Origin of the sequence: Rhodococcus sp. T2V, from assembly GCF_029269925.1 — a bacterium.
GTDB lineage: Bacteria > Actinomycetota > Actinomycetes > Mycobacteriales > Mycobacteriaceae > Rhodococcus_F > Rhodococcus_F koreensis.
In genome coordinates, this window is record NZ_JARJBD010000019.1 from 69,694 (window position 1) to 85,992 (window position 16,299).

The window sequence follows — 16,299 nt, forward strand, 5'->3', positions numbered from 1 at the left end:
CCCGTCGTCGTCGTTGTGTCGCTCACGTCGGTCTTACTTGGTTGCGTTGTCGTAGATCACTGCGATGGACCCGGTGTCCTTGGCGAACACCTCGGAGTCGACCTTGGCCCAGCCGCCGAGATCGGCGATGGTCCACAGCTTGGCCGGCGCCGGGAACTTGTCGGTGAACTCCGTGGCGACCGCGGGATCGACCGGACGGAATCCGGCCTCGGCCCACAGCTTCTGACCCTCGGTGGTGTAGAGGAAGTCCTTGAACGCGTTGGCCTTCTCCAGGTTCTTGCTGTTCGACAGCACCGCGACCGGGTTCTCGATCTTGAACGTGGTCGGCGGGGTGACGTGCTCGACGGGGTCACCGTTGCCCTCGATGAACAGCGCCTCGTTCTCGTAGCTGAGCAGCACGTCGCCGGTGCCCTGCAGGAATGCCTCCGACGCCTCGCGGCCCGACTTCGGCTGAATCTTGACGTGGTCGTTCACCAGCGCGGTGATGTAGTCGAGACCGGCCGCCGGGTCCTGGCCGCCGTTGCTCTTCGCGGCGTACGGCGCGAGCAGGTTCCACTTCGCGGATCCGGAGCTGAACGGGTTGGGGGTCACGACCTCGACGTCGGGACGCAGCAGGTCGTCCCAGTCGTGGATGTTCTTCGGGTTGCCCTCGCGCACGACGATGGTGACGACCGAACCGAACGGAATTCCGTTGTAGGCGTCCTGGTTCCAGCTCTTGTCGACCAGGCCGGCGTCGACGAGGCGGGTGATGTCGGGTTCGACGGAGAAGTTGACGAAGTCGGCCTCGGCGCCGTCCTTCACCTTGCGGGACTGGTCACCGGAGGCACCGTAGGACGGCTGGAACGCCACGCCCTTGCCCTCGTCGGTGGCGTTGAACGCGGGGATCAGCTTGTCGAAGCCCGGCTTCGGCACGGCGTACGCGTACAGGTTGATGGTGCCCGCGCTGCCGTCGGCACCGGCCGAGTCGGCGCCTGCGGTGTCGCTGGCGCCTCCGCTGCACGCGGTCAGCGCCACAGCTCCGAGCGTCACGAGGGCCGTGAGAAGACTACGAGAACGGCGTTTCATGGGAGAAACCTTCCTGGGGATCTGTCACAGAGTGGTGGTGCACAAGTGGGAGGTGGTGCGAGAGGAAGAACGCAGGGATCACCCGATCGGGAATCGGGAGTGCGAACGACAATCGGCAGCGCGAGAGGGGGTCGAGCGTGCGCGGTGCCGCCGGGCGCAAATCTGCGATGGGAGGAGAAATCAACAACAGTCGATGTCGGCGACTGCGAGCATGCCGACAGCGATCAACGCCAATTCATGGCGGACCTGGTGTACAGCGGCTTCAGACACGCCGTGAAATGTAGCAGAGCCTGAACCGACGTCCCACATCGAACAGGATTTACCGGGTGAGCAGCCAGGCGACGACGACGAGGACGATCAGCGCGAGCAGCGCGAGTGTGACGCGTGAGCGCGGCATCAGGGTTCCTCCACCTTCGAGACGTCCCGCCTGAGCAGGACGAAGACTGCGGCCAGCCCACGATCGAGCAGCCACGCCAGTCCCCGGCACACCGGCACCATCACCAGCAGCACGAGGGCGACCTGCGGAACGAACGGGAGTCCGGCGATCCACAGCTCGAAGCCGTCCCACCAACTCGCCATCCTGTCCACCGGGCCAGCCTATCGTCGACCGTCTCGTGACCGGCAGACAGGTGGACGGCAGACAGGTGGACGACGGGGGCGGCGGCGGTCGATGATGATCACATGGTGTCCAGCGACGCGCACTCCCACGGGCGGCTGCATGCGGCCCCGCACCATCACCACCATTCGTTCCCGCCGATCGACGACTACGCGTTCCTGTCGGACTGCGAGTCGACCTGCCTGATCGCCCGCAACGGCTCGGTCGAGTGGATGTGCATTCCCCGGCCCGACTCCCCCAGCGTCTTCGGCGCCGTCCTCGACCGCAGCGCGGGCCATTTCCGCATCGGGCCGTACGGGCAGAACGTGCCCGCCGCCCGCCGGTACCTGCCGGGGGGATTGATCGTCGAGACGACGTGGCAGACCGAGACGGGCTGGCTCATCGTCCGCGACGCCCTCGTGCTCGGCCCGTGGCACAACGTCGAGCAGCGCTCGCGCTCGCACCGCCGCACCCCCACCGACTGGGACGCCGAACACATCCTGCTGCGGACGGTGAAGTGCGTCAACGGGACCGTCGAACTGGAGATGAGCTGCGAGCCCGCGTTCGACTACCACCGCGGCGCGGCACACTGGGAGTACACGGGCAAGGTCTACGAGGAGGCCACCGCCACGTGTAAGTCGAGCCGCCCGGGCGACCACCCGACGTTGCGGCTGACGACGAACATGAAGATCGGACTCGAAGGGCGGGAGGCCCGCGCCCGGACCCGGATGGTCGAGGGCGACAACGTGTTCGTCGCCCTGTCGTGGGCGCACATGCCGGCGCCCCAGACGTTCGACGAGGCGGCCGACAAGATGTGGCAGACGGCGAAGTGCTGGCGCGAGTGGATCACCATCGGCCGCTTTCCCGACCACAAGTGGCGGGGCTACCTGCAGCGCAGCGCTCTCGCACTGAAGGGGTTGACGTACGCCCCCACCGGCGCCCTGCTCGCGGCGTCGACGACATCACTCCCGGAAACCCCGGGCGGCGAACGGAACTGGGACTACCGCTACGCATGGGTGCGGGATTCGACGTTCGCGCTGTGGGGTCTGTACAGCCTCGGACTCGACCGCGAGGCCAACGACTTCTTCTCGTTCATCTACGACGTGTCGAGCGCCGAGGACGGCAACCATCATCCGCTGCAGGTGATGTACGGCGTGGGCGGGGAGCAGACGCTGGAGGAGTCGGAGTTGCACCACCTCTCCGGTTACGACGGTGCGCGACCGGTGCGGATCGGAAACGGCGCCTACGACCAGGTCCAGCACGACATCTGGGGAACGATCCTCGATTCGGTGTACCTGCACGTGAAATCCCGTGAGCGGGTACCGGAAACCCTGTGGCCGATGCTCAAACGCCAGGTCGAGGAGGCGGTCAAGCATTGGCGACTCCCCGACCGCGGGATCTGGGAGGTCCGCGGCGAGCCCCAGCACTTCACGTCGTCGAAGATCATGTGCTGGGTGGCCCTCGACCGGGGCGCGAAGCTCGCCGACCAGCAGGGTGAGACGAGTTACGCGCAGCAATGGTCCGAGCTGGCCGACGAGATCAAGGACGACATCCTCGAGCACGGCGTCGATGCGCGCGGCGTCCTGACGCAGCGGTACGGCAGCGACAGCCTCGACGCGTCGCTGCTGCTCGCACCGCTGCTCCGGTTCCTGCCCGCGGACGATCCGCGTATCCGCGCGACCGTGCTCGCCATCGCGGACGAGCTGACCGAGGGCGGGCTGGTGCTCCGCTATCGGGTGGAGACCACGGACGACGGGCTGAGCGGCAAGGAGGGCACGTTCACGATCTGCTCGTTCTGGCTCGTGTCGGCGCTCGTCGAGATCGGTGAACTGGACCGCGCGAAACGCCTGTGCGATCGGCTGCTCGGATTCGCGAGCCCCCTCAAGCTGTACGCGGAGGAGATCGACCCCGACTCGGGGCGGCACCTCGGCAACTTCCCGCAGGCGTTCACCCATCTGGCGCTGATCAACGCGGTGGTCCACGTCATTCGCGCGGAGGAGGCCGCGGCGGGCGGATTCCAGCCCGCCCACAACACGGTCTGATCACGCGCCGACCGCCGCCAGTTGCGGCGTGATCCGGCCCCGGACCTCGACCTGCGACTCCCACGGATCGACCTGCACGTCGCCGAGCGCGGCCACGGTCGGCGCGATCTTGCTGATGCGGTCGAAGTCCTCGTGGTCGGCGACGGCGAACGAGCCGAGGATCAGGTCAGGCGCGAATCCGGCGATCTGCTCCGTCGGCAGCGGCGCACCCATCCGGGTCAGGCTTCCGCGGTCGAGTTCCACCGCCGAGCCGTCGACCCCGGATTCCCATCGGGCGCTACGGGTTACTCCACGTAACGGTGCAGCAACCGCTCCGCGTCGGCCGCGATCTGCCGCACCACGGCCCCAGCCGGCCGCTCCGCCGAGACGAGACCCGCCGCTTCCCCGGCGTACACGACACCGAGGTCCGGGTTCGCGGGATCGTAGGCGGCGGCGAGTTCGGCGTCGGGCGCCGCCGCGCCGTGCCAGCGTGACGTGAAGTCGTTGCTCAGCGCCCGCCCACCCCACCGGGCCGGCCACGGCTGGCTGCGGGCCTGGTCGAACACCGACGTGTACACGGTGTCGGCGCTGCCCGCCGCGATCAGTTTGCCGCGGGCGTACTCCGGCCCGATGGTCTCCGGGCTGGCCAGCAGCGCGGTCCCGATCATCGCGCCCTCCGCGCCCGCGGCGAGCACCGCCGCGAGACCCCGCCCGGTCGCGATACCGCCTGCGGCGAGCACCGGCAGCGACGTGGCCTCCAGGACCTCCTGCAGCAGCGGCAGCGTCCCGATCCTGCCGGTGTGGCCGCCCGCCTCACCGCCCTGGGCGATCACGAAGTCGACGCCCGCCGCCTCCACGACCCGCAGGTCGTCGATCGTGTTCACCTGGGACACCACCAGCGCCCCGGTGGCGTGGATCCGCTCCACGTACGGGGCGGGGTCCCCGAACGACAGCGACACGACCCGCGGATTCTCCGCCAGAGCGGCACCGAGGAGAGCGTCGTCGTCGTCGAGCGCCCAGGTCATCAACCCGACGCCGAACGCGTCGCCGCCGATGCCCCGCGCGACCGCCGTCTCCTTCGCCACCCACTCCGGGGTGGCGTAGCGGGCCGCGCCGAGCAGGCCGAGCCCGCCCGCCTTCGACACCTCGCCGACGAGGGTCCCGCCGGCCCGTCCGCCCATCGGGGCGCCGAAGATCGGCACCTCGATTCCCAGTGTCCGGGTCAGCCAGGTGTCGAGGGCCACGTGCCGCACCTACTTTCGATCAGACGTCGACGGACAATAGGATCGGGCGTCTACTTCTTCGGCTTGTCCCCGACGGACTCGGACGACAACGCCGCCACGAAGGCCTCCTGCGGAACCTCGACCCGGCCAATGGTCTTCATCCGCTTCTTGCCTTCCTTCTGCTTCTCGAGCAGCTTGCGCTTCCGGCTGATGTCGCCGCCGTAGCACTTGGCCAGCACGTCCTTGCGGATGGCGCGGATGTTCTCACGCGAGATGATCTTCGAGCCGATCGCCGCCTGGATCGGCACCTCGAACTGCTGGCGCGGAATCAGTTCCCGCAGCTTCGACGTCATCCGCCCGCCGTACGCGCCTGCCGCGGAGCGGTGCACGATGGACGAGAACGCGTCGACGGCCTCACCCTGCAGCAGGATGTCCACCTTCACCAGGTCGGCCTGCTGCTCGCCGGACTCCTCGTAGTCGAGGCTGGCGTACCCCTTGGTCCGCGACTTCAGGGCGTCGAAGAAGTCGAACATGATCTCGCCCATGGGCATCTCGTAGCGCAGCTCGACACGGGTCTCGGACAGGTAGTCCATGCCGCCGAGTTCCCCGCGCCGGTTCTGGCAGAGTTCCATGATCGCGCCGATGAACTCGCTCGGGGCGATGACCGTGCACTTCACCATCGGCTCGTAGACCTCGCGGATCTTGCCCTCCGGCCAGTACGACGGGTTGGTGACGACGTGCTCGGCGCCGTCCTCCATCACCACCCGGTACACCACGTTCGGCGACGTCGAGATCAGTTCGAGCCCGAACTCGCGCTCGAGGCGGTCGCGGGTGATCTCCATGTGCAGCAGTCCGAGGAAGCCGCAGCGGAACCCGAACCCGAGCGCCACCGACGTCTCCGGCTCGTACGCCAGGGCGGCGTCGTTGAGACGCAACTTGTCGAGGGCGTCGCGCAGCACCGGGTAGTCCGAACCGTCGAGCGGGTACAGGCCGGAGTAGACCATCGGCTTGGGGTCGCGGTACCCGACGAGGGGTTCCGTCGCACCGCCGCGGGCGGCGGTGACCGTGTCGCCGACACGCGACTGCCGGACGTCCTTCACACCGGTGATGAGGTAACCCACCTCGCCGACACCGAGACCGATGCTGGCCTTCGGTTCGGGCGAGATGATGCCGACCTCGATGAGATCGTGCGTGGCGCCCGTCGACATCATGGTGATCTTCTCGCGCGGCGAGATCCGGCCGTCGACGACGCGGACGTACGTGACGACGCCGCGGTACGCGTCGTACACCGAGTCGAAGATCATGGCGCGCGCCGGACCGTCGGGGTCGCCGACGGGAGCGGGGATCTGCCGCACCACCTCGTCGAGCAGTTCCTTCACGCCGATGCCGGTCTTGCCGGACACACGCAGCACGTCGCCCGGTTCACACCCGGTGATGTGTGCGATCTCCTCGGCGTACCGGTCGGGATCGGCGGCGGGCAGGTCGATCTTGTTGAGCACCGGGATGATGGTGAGGTCCTTCTCCATCGCCAGGTACAGGTTGGCGAGGGTCTGCGCCTCGATGCCCTGCGCGGCATCCACCAGCAGGATCGCGCCCTCGCACGCCTCGAGCGCGCGGGAGACCTCGTACGTGAAGTCGACGTGCCCGGGGGTGTCGATGAGGTGGATGACGAACTCCTCGTCGCCCACCTTCCACGGGAGCCGGACGTTCTGCGCCTTGATCGTGATGCCGCGCTCACGCTCGATGTCCATGCGGTCGAGGTACTGGGCACGCATCTGCCGCTCCTCGACCACACCGGTGAGCTGGAGCATGCGGTCGGCCAGCGTCGACTTGCCGTGATCGATGTGCGCGATGATGCAGAAATTCCGGATCCGGGCAGGATCCGTGAACGTCTTGTCGGCGAAGCTGCTGATGGGGGACCCCTTACCTGGACCGGCACCGGCCCGGTTCCGGGCCACTGTCACCTGTCAGGATATCCAAGCCACCGCGTTGCGGCTGCTGCGGCATACACGCACTAAGCTCGGCGGCCATGGCGAGCACGTGGAGCAGCATCGGGAAGACGTTGGGCCGACTTGCACGGGACAAGGGACCGCAGCTTCTGGCGCAGCTGCAGAAGTCCGGCGCGCTGGACCGCGCGGCCGGTGTCCTGACCGGGTCGACGGCCGCCGCGCCGAAGCCGGCGCCGGGCCGTCCGGTCACCGCCGACTCCGCCCCGACCGCCCACCGGGCACGGAAGGTGGAGTACTCCCCCGACCTGGACGGCCGCGCGGATCCGGGCGAGATCGTCTGGACGTGGGTGGCGTACGAGGAGGACGCGAGTCAGGGCAAGGACCGGCCCGTGCTCGTCGTCGGGCGGGACGGCGACACCCTGCTGGGGTTGATGCTGTCCTCGCAGAGCAAGCACGACGGCGACCGGGACTGGATCGCGGTCGGCTCGGGGTCGTGGGACGCGGAGGGCCGTCCGAGCTGGATCCGGCTGGACCGGGTGCTGGACGTGCCGGAGGCGGGGATCCGCCGCGAGGGCGCCGTCATGGACCGGGCCAAGTTCGAGATCGTCGCGCAGCGTCTGCGTAAGGACTTCAGCTGGCAGTGACGCGGTCACCGACCCAGGTCTTCGGCGACCATCTCGGCGATCGCGGTCATCGCGAGCGCGTTGGGATGTGCCGGTTCGGCGGGTGATTGCGGCGCGAGGCCCTCGAACCACCGCTGCCCCGTCGGCGCGCACGCGTCGTGCCCGCCGTCCACGGCGGCCTTCGCGATGTCGATGTAGTGCACTCCGTACCGGGCGGCGGCGTCGACGTAGATCTGGTTGAACCGTTCGAAGTACCGCTCGAGCCAGACCGCGTCCGCGTCGGACACGGGCAGGTTCGGCCAGCAGCCGCGTCGGCCGACGGAACCGCCGTGCCCGATCAGGTAGACCTCGGCGTGCGGGGCCTTCGCCACGATCGCGGCCACCACGGCATCGACCTGCGGCGCCATCTTCGCGATCCCCTCGACCGTGAGCCGCTCCGCCCGCGGGTCGTCGCGGCAGTCGGCGTCGGCGCCGGGAACGAGGGCGCCGCAGCGCACCGACACGGGCAGGTGGTTGGAACCGCCGCCCCCGATGCTGAGCGTCACGACGTCGGTGTCCGCCCGCAGCGCATCGATCTGCGGCGGGGCGAAACCCGTCCCCACGAATTGCGGGGTGCTGATCACGTGGGCGGGTGTGGCGGCGGAGCACGTGACGTCGGTGAGAGTGGCGGCGCCGATCAGCCGCGCCAGCTTCGCCGGGTAATTCAGGTCCGGTGATCGCAGGCACAGGTCGCGGTGCTCCGAGAATTCGATGAGCGGTCCGGACGCGCGGGAATCGCCGAGGGCCACATATGTCGGTCCCGGCGGTAGCGCGTCCTCGGCGGTCGCGGTCGCGGGGACCGTTCCGGTGAGCGCGACGACCGCGCACGTGAGAATTCCGGCCCGCAGGCCCCGGGCACCCGGCCCGGGTCGGCCGGAGCTCAGCTCTGCAATCGGTCGTACCGGCCGAACAGCGAACGGTAGACCAGCGCGCCCACCGCGCCGCCGATCAACGGGAACACGATGAACAACCACACCTGCGCGAGCGCGCCGTTCTGATAGGGCGCCACGGCGAGGCTGCGAGCCGGGTTGACGGACGTGTTGTCGATCGGGATCGACACGAGGTGGATCACGGCGAGTGTGAATCCGATCGACACGCCCGCGAGGGGGACGTCGGAGATCTGGTCGGTGGACGCGAGGACCACGAACACGAGCAGCGCGGTGAGGAGGATTTCGACGATCATCGCGGCACCGATGCCGTAACCGTTCTCGATGACCCCGCCGAGCGGTCCCTTGATGGCGGACGGGCTGTGCGCGCCCCAGCCGTTGGCGCCGAGACCGTCGTCCGCCCTGTTGTACGACGGCAGGCTCTGCGCGATCGTGTAGACCACCACACCGGCGACGAGACCACCGATGACCTGGGCGACGACGTACAGCCCCGCCTTCGCGACGGACAACCGGCCGAGCGCGAGGTGCCCCACGGTGACGGCAGGGTTGACGTGGCAGCCCGAGATGGGCCCGATGGCGTAGACGAGGAAGAGCAGGGTCAGTCCGAATGCCAGTGCCACACCGAGGTTCCCGACCTTGGCCCCGGCGAAAACCGCCGTACCCACCGCCGCGAAGACCAGTAGGAACGTACCGACCGCCTCGGCTACGTACTTCTTGAGATCCGAGATCGGTTCTACTTCGACGTATTCCTGTGCGGTTGGAGACATTGAACCCACCTTCGTCGAAATGGATCGTTAGTCCTGCTTTCCACAGATAGATCTGGGTGGCACTTTACGCCAGGCGTGTGATCTCCACGACGACTTCGAGATCTGTTGCCCGGCCACCGGAGAAGATGCCCTTGAGCGGCGGAACGTCCGCGTAGTCCCGTCCGATGCCCACCGACACGTGCTGTTCGTTCACCGCTGTGGCGTTGGTCGGGTCGTATCCCCACCACGCCCCGGTCCATGCCTCCACCCATGCGTGACTCTCCCCCGCCACCGTCTCGTCCACCGCCGCATCGGGTTTCGGGTGCAGATAGCCGGACACGTAGCGACTCGGAATTCCCATGCTGCGCAACAGAACAAGAGTCAGGTGCGCGTAGTCCTGGCACACGCCCTGCCGTTCGGCCCAGGCGTCGACCGCGGACGTGTGGACGCCCGTCGTCCCCGGGACGTAATCCATCTCCCGGTGCACCCAGTCCGCCGCCGCGACAACGGCTTCGTCGGGAGTGCGCCCCTTGCGCAGGTCCCGCGCGATGGTGTCGAGCTTGCGGCTGCGCGGCACGAATGTGGTGTTGCTCAGCTGCTCGTTGAACCGGTCGGTGAGCGGCGGGCTCGCCAGTTCGTCCCAATCCGCCTTCTCCTCCGGCTCCCAGAACGGTTCGGTCTCGACGACGGACAGTCCGGTGACCTCGAGTTCCTTGTGCGGCGCATGGAGATCGAACGCGGTGACGGCGGTGCCCCAGTAGTCGGTGTAGCGGTACGACCGCGTCGCCGGCGTCGTCTCCACCCGGTTCAGGATCACCGTCTGCCTGCTGTCGCCGCGCGGGGTGAGCCGCGCCTCGTTGTACGAGGACGTCACCGGTGCGTCGTAGGCATACCCGGTGGTGTGCACGACTCTCATTCGCCAGCTCACAGCTCTCCCTCCACGACGGATTCGCCGCCGACGGCCCGTGCATCGGTCCACGCCACCCACGGCGCGGCGTGAAAATACTGCAGCGCGATGGCTTCTCCCAGCTCGCGGCAGGTTTCCTGCAATCCCGCGAGCCGATCCTGAAGATCCTCGAGGAGCACGCCGGGCGGCAGGAACTCGAGTTCGCTCCGCGCCCTGCCGAGGAGGCGCTGCGCCTCGGCCCGGGGCCCCACGCGGCTGTCCGGCTGGTGGTCGAGTTCGGCGAGGCACAGCTCCGCCTGCCGGATGGCGTGGAACACCGACCGCGGGAACAACCGGTCCAGCAGGATGAACTCGACCACCCTATTGGCGTCCAGCGCGCCGCGGTACGTGCGCAGGTAGGTGTCGTGGGCCCCCGCGGAGCGCAGCACCGTGACCCACGCGGGCGAGGACGGGCGGTCGCCGGCACGGGACAGCAGCATCCGCGCGAGCATGTCGACGCGTTCGATCGAGCGGCCGAGCAGCAGGAAGCGGTACCCGTCGTCGCGGCTCATCGTCGAATCGGCCAGGCCCGCGAACATCGCCGCGCGTTCCTCCACGTACCGGAAGAACTCGTGCGGGCCGAGACGCTTGGACGCCCGCTCCCGCTCGGCGAGGCCGTTGTACGTGGTGTTGAGGCACTCCCACATCTCGCTGGACGTGACCTCGCGGGCGCCGCGCGCGTTCTCGCGGGCGCTCGCGAGGGAGTCGATGATCGAGCCCACCTGGTTGCGGCTGAACGCCACAAGTTCGGTCACCGACCGGACGTCGAGTTCGGTGTCGGGTGCCTCGATGCCGAGCACCCGCAGCAGCAACCGGGACGTGCGGTCCGGGTCCACCGACGCGTCGTCGAGCAGTTGGTGCACGGCGACGTCGAGAATGCGGGCCATGTCGTCGGCCCGCTCGACGTACCGGCCGATCCAGTACAACGATTCCGCGTTTCTCGCCAGCATCAGCGAACACCTCCCGGGCCCTGTTGCTGTTGCTGTTGCTGTTGCTGTTGCTGTTGCTGCAGCTGCGTGGTGCTGAGTTCAGGTCCCTGCTCGGCCTCGGCCGACTGCGCCGGTTCGGCCACGATCTCCTCACCTGCGAGTTCGCGCTCCTCGTCGGAGCTCCTGCTCGCGAGCACCCACGTGTCCTTGCTGCCGCCGCCCTGACTGGAGTTCACGACGAGGGATCCCTCGGGCAGGGCCACGCGGGTGAGCCCGCCCGGCAGCACCCACACGTCGTCGCCGTCGTTGACCGCGAAGGGCCGCAGGTCCACGTGCCGGGGCACCAGTTCGTCCCCGATCTTGGTCGGCACCGTGGACAGCTGGACGACGGGCTGGGCGATCCACCCGCGCGGGTCCGCCTTGATCTTCCGGGTAATCGTGTTCAGCTCCTTCGGTGACGCGTCGGGGCCGAAGACGATGCCGTAGCCGCCGGAACCCTCCACCGGTTTGATCACCAGTTCGTCGACCCGGTCCAGCACCTCCTCGCATTCCTCGTCGAGCCAGCAGCGGAACGTGTCGACGTTCGCGAGCAGCGGCTTCTCCCCGAGGTAGTAGTCGATGATCTGCGGCACGTAGGTGTAGACGAGTTTGTCGTCGCCGACGCCGTTGCCGACGGCGCTCGAGATGACGACGTTGCCCGCGCGGGCCGCGTTCAGCACACCGGCCACCCCGAGCACCGAGTCCGGCCGGAAGTGCATGGGGTCGAGGTAGTCGTCGTCGATGCGGCGATAGATGACGTCGACCTGGCGTTCGCCCTCGGTCGTGCGCATGTAGACCATGTTGTCGCGGCAGAAGAGGTCGCGGCCCTCGACGAGTTCGACACCCATCTGGCGCGCGAGCAGCGAATGCTCGAAGTACGCGGAGTTCGCGACACCCGGTGTCAGGACGACGACGGTCGGGTCGGCCTCGTTGAGGGCGGCGGACGCGCGCAGCGCCCGCAGCAGGTGCGAGGCGTAGTCCCCGACGGACCGCACGCGGTGCGACATGAACAGGTCGGGGAACACGCGCGCCATCGTGCGGCGGTTCTCCATGACGTAGGACACTCCCGACGGCGAACGCAGGTTGTCCTCGAGCACGCGGAACACCCCGTTCTCGTCGCGGACGAGGTCGATTCCGGCGACGTGGATCCGCACCCCGTTCGGCGGGACGATCCCCGAGGCCTCCCGGTGGAAGTGCTCGCACGAGGTGACCAACCGTTTCGGCAGCACATGGTCGCGCAGGATGCGCTGTTCCCCGTACACGTCGTCGAGGAACAACTCGAGCGCCTGCACCCGCTGCTTGATGCCCTTCTCGAGCCGCGTCCACTCCGCCGCCGCGATGACGCGGGGCACCAGGTCGAGGGGGAAGGGCCGTTCCTGACCGGACAGCGAGAACGTCACACCCTGGTCGATGAACGCCCTGCCCAGCGCGTCGGATCGGGCGGCGAGGTCGGCCCGGTCCGCGGGCTCGAGCGCCTTGAAGACGCCCTTGTAGGGCGGGCGGACGGTGCCGTCGCGGTCGAACATCTCGTCGAACGCCAGCCCGTAGCGGCCGATGTCGGTGTACCCGTCGAAGACATGGGCGGGTTCCGCGGGCTTGCGCGGCCGGGCTGTCACCCGCGTCCGCGGCGGGGTGCCCGCAGCCTTCGCACCCACCTGTGTGCTGCCCCCCGATTTTCGGCCGGGGGCTTTCGAGGTTGCCGACGACTTCGTTATTGTTGACGACTTCGATGCTGGGGGCGTCATCCCAGACATGCTGCTACATGTACCCCCGTTCAGCAGCACAGCCGCAGGATTTGTCGGCGCGTCCGGCGCCGGTTTGAGATCGGACACCGATCACTGGTAATCTCGCCTGTCGGTGCATATGTGTGCGCCCAGAGCTTTCTCGACCGTAACCAGCTTAAGACGACAGGATTTTACGCGTGGCCAACATCAAGTCCCAGGTGAAGCGGATCCGTACCAACGAGGCGGCCCGACTCCGTAACCAGTCGGTGAAGTCCTCGCTGCGCACGGCGATCCGCTCGTTCCGCGAGGCTGCGGCGGCCGGTGACAAGGACAAGGCCAACGAGCTCCTCGTCGCCACCAGCCGCAAGCTCGACAAGGCAGCCAGCAAGGGCGTCATTCACGCCAACCAGGCTGCCAACAAGAAGTCTGCTCTCGCGCAGGCCGTCAACAAGATCTGACGGTTCTTCCGTCGTAGGCTCTCCAACAGCCGCTCGGTCCTCGGACCGAGCGGCTGTTGTCGTGTCTGGGTTGTCGTCGTCAGACCTGGCGTAGCCGGGAGACGCGTCCCACGGCACTCTCGACGGCGTAGTCCGCGTCGGCCGCCGCGCCCTTGACGTCGGCGTTCAGAGCGGCGACGATGCGCAGCGCCTCCCCGACCGACGCCGGTGTCCATCCCTTCGCGAGGGCCTGCGCCTTCTTGATCTTCCAGGGCGGCATACCCAGTTCCGACGCCATCCGGAACGGGTCGCCCCGCCCGGCCGGGGCGACCCGGGCGATCGAGTGCACGGCGTCTGCCAGTGCGTCCGCGAGCAGCACATGGGGCACGCCCCGCAGCATCGCCCAGCGCAGCGCCTCGATCGCGCCCGCGGTGTCGCCGGCGACGGCCTTGTCGGCGACGTCGAATCCACTCACCTCGGCCTTGCCGGAGTAGTACCGCTGCACGGCGGCGACATCGATCTTTCCGCCGGTGTCCGCCGTGAGCTGCGAGCACGCGGCGGACAGTTCGCGCAGATTCGAGCCGACTCCCTCGAACACGCTCTGCACCACGTCCGGCGACACCCGGACCCCGAGGGTGCGGAACTCGTCGCGGATGAACCCGATGAGCTCGCCGGACTTCAGTTTCGCGCACGGGTGCACCACGGCCCCGAGCTTCTCCAGCGCCCCGGTCATCGCTTTCGCACGCCCACCGCCCGAGTGCAGGACCACCAGGACGACGCCCGGAGGCGGGTCGCCCGCAGCGTCGAGGACCAGCGCCACCGCGTCCTTGCCCGCCTCTGCGGCGGCCTCGAGAACCACCACGCGGTCTTCGGCGAACAGGGACGGGCTGAGCAGTTCGGCGAGTTCGGCCGCCCCGGCGTCGCCCGCCCGCAGCCGGTTGACGGGGAGTTCGGCGCCTGCGGCCACGTTGGCGCTCGCGCGGACCTGGCTGACGACCTGCGCCACCGCGCGTTCGACGAGGAATTCCTCGTCGCCGAGGATCAGATGGAGCTGTTCGAGCTGAGTTGGAGTGCTCACGCGAAGATCGTGCCACGTGGGGCGGACACGTCCGCCGACACCCCGGAACGGGGTCTGGCCCGGCGAACACCGGCGATCACCACGCAACGACGGCGTCGGCGGTGGACACTCGTGATATGACCGCGGAATCCGAGGTGGACGGCGTCACGCGCGAGGGCTTCGCGCACACGATCGACCTCGACGACGACCGCGCGGCAGGGCAACGGTACGAACTGAGTTTCCGGTACACCTGCCGCGACGGGCTGCTTCTGCGGTGGTCGGTGCAGCTGGTGGCCCGCTGCTCGGTTTCCGGGCACGCCGAGGCCGTGTTCGCCGGGGGTCGATCCGCCCTCGAGCCGGTACTCGGGGTGGGCACCGCGAACGGCGCCGACGACGACTTCGACGCCGCGTGCGGCGTGTACGAGCACCAGTGGCGGTCGCTGCTCGACCCGGCGGGCGGCAGCCCGCGAGGCGAGGACGAGAGGCGTCACCTGTCCGACGCGCTCGCCCTGTACGGACGCACGTGGCGCAACGTCTCGGGCCGTGCGGTCGCCGACCGGCTCGCGTCGTTCGCGAATGTCACCGTGCTCGCACTGGGCACCGATCCGGCATTCCAGGTGATGCGCCGCACCGCCGCCCACTATCCCGAACCGGTCGTCCTCGCCGTGTATCACCCCGAGGGGCAGCGCATCGACCTCAGCCTCGCCGACACCGCGACCGTGGAGGCGCTGATCGACGATCCCGGTCCGCTGCGCACCGGACCGGATTCCAGCGCGGGCACCCTGCTCGCGGGGCCCGGATCCACCGGGCTGCTGCATCCTGGCTACCTCGGCTCCACCACCGCAGCCGGTCTCACCGAGCTGACTCCGCCACCACCGCTCAGCTGACCACTTCGCGGGTCAGGAGGTCGACCACCGCCGCGAGGGTGCCGACGCGCCCGAACTCGGCACGCTGCCGCTCGGCGCCGGTGCCGTCCCGCAGCACGGTGTCGAGTCCCGATTCGAGGAAGGCCCGGTCGCTCGCGCCCAGTCTCGGGGCAACACACTCGTTCAGCAATTCCAGGTGCCGGCGGATCGGCAGGGAAAGATCGGTCGCCGGGCTGGTGCATTCCCCGTCGAGTCCGTCACGGGCCGCACGCCACAACTGCGCCCGCAGCAACTCGACACGCAACCACGGCACGGCGACGCCGTCCCTGATCGAGCGCAGCGCCCACCCGACGAGGCCCTTCACCACCACCGCGTAGAGCGCCGCGTGCGCCGCGGTCATGGCGACGTCCGCGATCCGGACCTCGATGGTCGGCTGTTTGTCGGAGAGCCGGACGTGCCAGTAGATCATTCCCCGGTCCATGGCGGCGCCGGTTCCGATCATGGCGCCGACCGAAGACTCGTACTCGTCCGCGGAATCGAAGTGCGGCGGCGGTCCCGCCGACGGCCACCGCGACCACATGATGTGCCGCCAGCTGTGATACCCGGTGTCGTGCCCGCTGTGGAACGGCGAGTTCGCGGCGAGCGCGAGCAGCACCGGGAGCCAGCTGCGCACCTGGTTGCTCACCAGCACACCCACGTCGCGGCTCGGGATCCCCACGTGTACGTGACAGCCGCACGTGGTCACGGTGTCCACGATCGACCCGAAGTGGCGGGCCATCTCCTCGTACCGCGGGCTCGGGGTGATCGCCGGGGGCAGCCCCTCGGCGATCAGGGAGGTACCGCTGGGCACCAGCAACAGGTCGCGGCCCGCGGCCGCCTTCGCCAGCCGGCGCCGCAGACTGCGCAACTCCTCGTGCAGTTCCTCCCCGGTGTGGCACACGCCCGTCGCCGTCTCGATCTGGCACCGGGCCAGCTCACGCTGGAGCCCGTGGATGTCGTGGCCTGCCTCCGCGACCACGTCGGGTCCGGAGGAGGAGAGGTGACCGGACTCGTCGGCGAGGAAGAACTCCTCCTCCACGCCCACGCTGAGGTCGCGATCCGATTCCGTTGCTGCAGGACTCATTCAGCAGGTATCCCCGACTTCCGCGGAGAC

At 68.7% G+C, this 16,299-nt stretch carries 17 protein-coding genes; 4 read left to right on the top strand and 13 right to left on the bottom strand.

Annotated elements, in window-relative coordinates:
- Positions 1-33: 33 nt before the first annotated feature.
- The 3 genes from P3H15_RS17985 to P3H15_RS17990 all read right to left on the bottom strand — a co-directional run bounded on the left by P3H15_RS17985 (position 34) and on the right by P3H15_RS17990 (position 1,653).
- Entirely contained in the window at positions 34-1,065 is a 1,032-nt protein-coding gene (locus P3H15_RS17985; protein WP_276138489.1) for a sulfate ABC transporter substrate-binding protein, read from the bottom strand.
- Positions 1,066-1,245: 180 nt separating this feature from the next.
- Positions 1,246-1,374 (bottom strand): Ms4533A family Cys-rich leader peptide, encoded by a 129-nt coding sequence (locus P3H15_RS55765; protein ID WP_369426194.1) that lies wholly within the window; start codon positions 1,372-1,374, stop codon positions 1,246-1,248.
- 87 nt (positions 1,375-1,461) lie between these two features.
- Complete coding sequence (locus P3H15_RS17990) at positions 1,462-1,653, bottom strand: hypothetical protein (RefSeq protein WP_005261263.1); 192 nt, start codon at positions 1,651-1,653, stop codon at positions 1,462-1,464.
- A gap of 93 nt (positions 1,654-1,746) precedes the next feature.
- On the opposite strand from P3H15_RS17990, the gene P3H15_RS17995 reads away from it, so the two are divergent.
- Positions 1,747-3,702, top strand: a complete 1,956-nt coding sequence (locus tag P3H15_RS17995) for a glycoside hydrolase family 15 protein (protein WP_095865177.1) — start codon at positions 1,747-1,749, stop codon at positions 3,700-3,702.
- Here the strand turns inward: P3H15_RS17995 and P3H15_RS18000 are convergent, their stop codons facing one another.
- The 3 genes from P3H15_RS18000 to lepA are packed head-to-tail and all read right to left on the bottom strand — an operon-like array spanning position 3,703 to position 6,868.
- Complete coding sequence (locus tag P3H15_RS18000; protein WP_276138490.1) at positions 3,703-3,945, bottom strand: ABC transporter substrate-binding protein; 243 nt, start codon at positions 3,943-3,945, stop codon at positions 3,703-3,705. It abuts the gene before it with no gap.
- Between the two features lie 41 nt (positions 3,946-3,986).
- Positions 3,987-4,925 carry a nitronate monooxygenase family protein gene (locus P3H15_RS18005; protein ID WP_276138491.1) on the bottom strand — a complete coding sequence of 313 codons (939 nt, stop codon included), beginning with the start codon at positions 4,923-4,925 and terminating at the stop codon, positions 3,987-3,989.
- A 50-nt stretch (positions 4,926-4,975) separates the two neighbouring features.
- The gene (gene lepA, locus P3H15_RS18010) at positions 4,976-6,868 is read right to left on the bottom strand and encodes a translation elongation factor 4 (protein WP_276138492.1); all 1,893 of its coding nucleotides are present in this window, start codon (positions 6,866-6,868) and stop codon (positions 4,976-4,978) included.
- Positions 6,869-6,933: 65 nt separating this feature from the next.
- On the opposite strand from lepA, the gene P3H15_RS18015 reads away from it, so the two are divergent.
- The gene (locus tag P3H15_RS18015; RefSeq protein ID WP_276138493.1) at positions 6,934-7,497 is read left to right on the top strand and encodes a type II toxin-antitoxin system PemK/MazF family toxin; all 564 of its coding nucleotides are present in this window, start codon (positions 6,934-6,936) and stop codon (positions 7,495-7,497) included.
- A gap of 5 nt (positions 7,498-7,502) precedes the next feature.
- On the opposite strand, the gene P3H15_RS18020 is transcribed toward P3H15_RS18015, so the two are convergent.
- The 5 genes from P3H15_RS18020 to P3H15_RS18040 all read right to left on the bottom strand — a co-directional run bounded on the left by P3H15_RS18020 (position 7,503) and on the right by P3H15_RS18040 (position 12,588).
- Positions 7,503-8,264: an SGNH/GDSL hydrolase family protein gene (locus P3H15_RS18020; RefSeq protein WP_276138494.1), complete on the bottom strand. Its 762-nt coding sequence runs from the start codon at positions 8,262-8,264 to the stop codon at positions 7,503-7,505.
- Between the two features lie 131 nt (positions 8,265-8,395).
- A complete protein-coding gene (locus tag P3H15_RS18025; protein WP_072946597.1) occupies positions 8,396-9,169 on the bottom strand; it encodes an aquaporin in 774 nt (257 codons plus the stop codon).
- 64 nt (positions 9,170-9,233) lie between these two features.
- Entirely contained in the window at positions 9,234-10,064 is an 831-nt protein-coding gene (locus P3H15_RS18030; protein WP_276138495.1) for a transglutaminase family protein, read from the bottom strand.
- Between the two features lie 8 nt (positions 10,065-10,072).
- On the bottom strand, positions 10,073-11,044 hold the full coding sequence (locus P3H15_RS18035; RefSeq protein WP_072946595.1) for an alpha-E domain-containing protein: 972 nt from the start codon (positions 11,042-11,044) through the stop codon (positions 10,073-10,075).
- Positions 11,044-12,588: a circularly permuted type 2 ATP-grasp protein gene (locus P3H15_RS18040; protein WP_276138541.1), complete on the bottom strand. Its 1,545-nt coding sequence runs from the start codon at positions 12,586-12,588 to the stop codon at positions 11,044-11,046. The genes P3H15_RS18035 and P3H15_RS18040 overlap by 1 nt, the downstream gene beginning before the upstream one ends.
- Positions 12,589-12,983: 395 nt before the next feature.
- On the opposite strand from P3H15_RS18040, the gene rpsT reads away from it, so the two are divergent.
- A complete protein-coding gene (gene rpsT / locus P3H15_RS18045) occupies positions 12,984-13,244 on the top strand; it encodes a 30S ribosomal protein S20 (RefSeq protein WP_012688238.1) in 261 nt (86 codons plus the stop codon).
- Between the two features lie 79 nt (positions 13,245-13,323).
- Here the strand turns inward: rpsT and holA are convergent, their stop codons facing one another.
- Positions 13,324-14,301, bottom strand: coding sequence for a DNA polymerase III subunit delta (gene holA, locus P3H15_RS18050; RefSeq protein WP_276138496.1), 978 nt, complete (start codon positions 14,299-14,301; stop codon positions 13,324-13,326).
- Positions 14,302-14,417: 116 nt separating this feature from the next.
- Between holA and P3H15_RS18055 the strand changes: the two genes are divergently transcribed.
- Complete coding sequence (locus P3H15_RS18055) at positions 14,418-15,167, top strand: hypothetical protein (RefSeq protein WP_072946591.1); 750 nt, start codon at positions 14,418-14,420, stop codon at positions 15,165-15,167.
- Here the strand turns inward: P3H15_RS18055 and P3H15_RS18060 are convergent.
- Complete coding sequence (locus tag P3H15_RS18060; protein ID WP_276138497.1) at positions 15,160-16,269, bottom strand: glutamate--cysteine ligase; 1,110 nt, start codon at positions 16,267-16,269, stop codon at positions 15,160-15,162. The two genes, P3H15_RS18055 and P3H15_RS18060, sit on opposite strands and share 8 nt — an antisense overlap.
- Between the last annotated feature and the right edge of the window lie 30 nt (positions 16,270-16,299).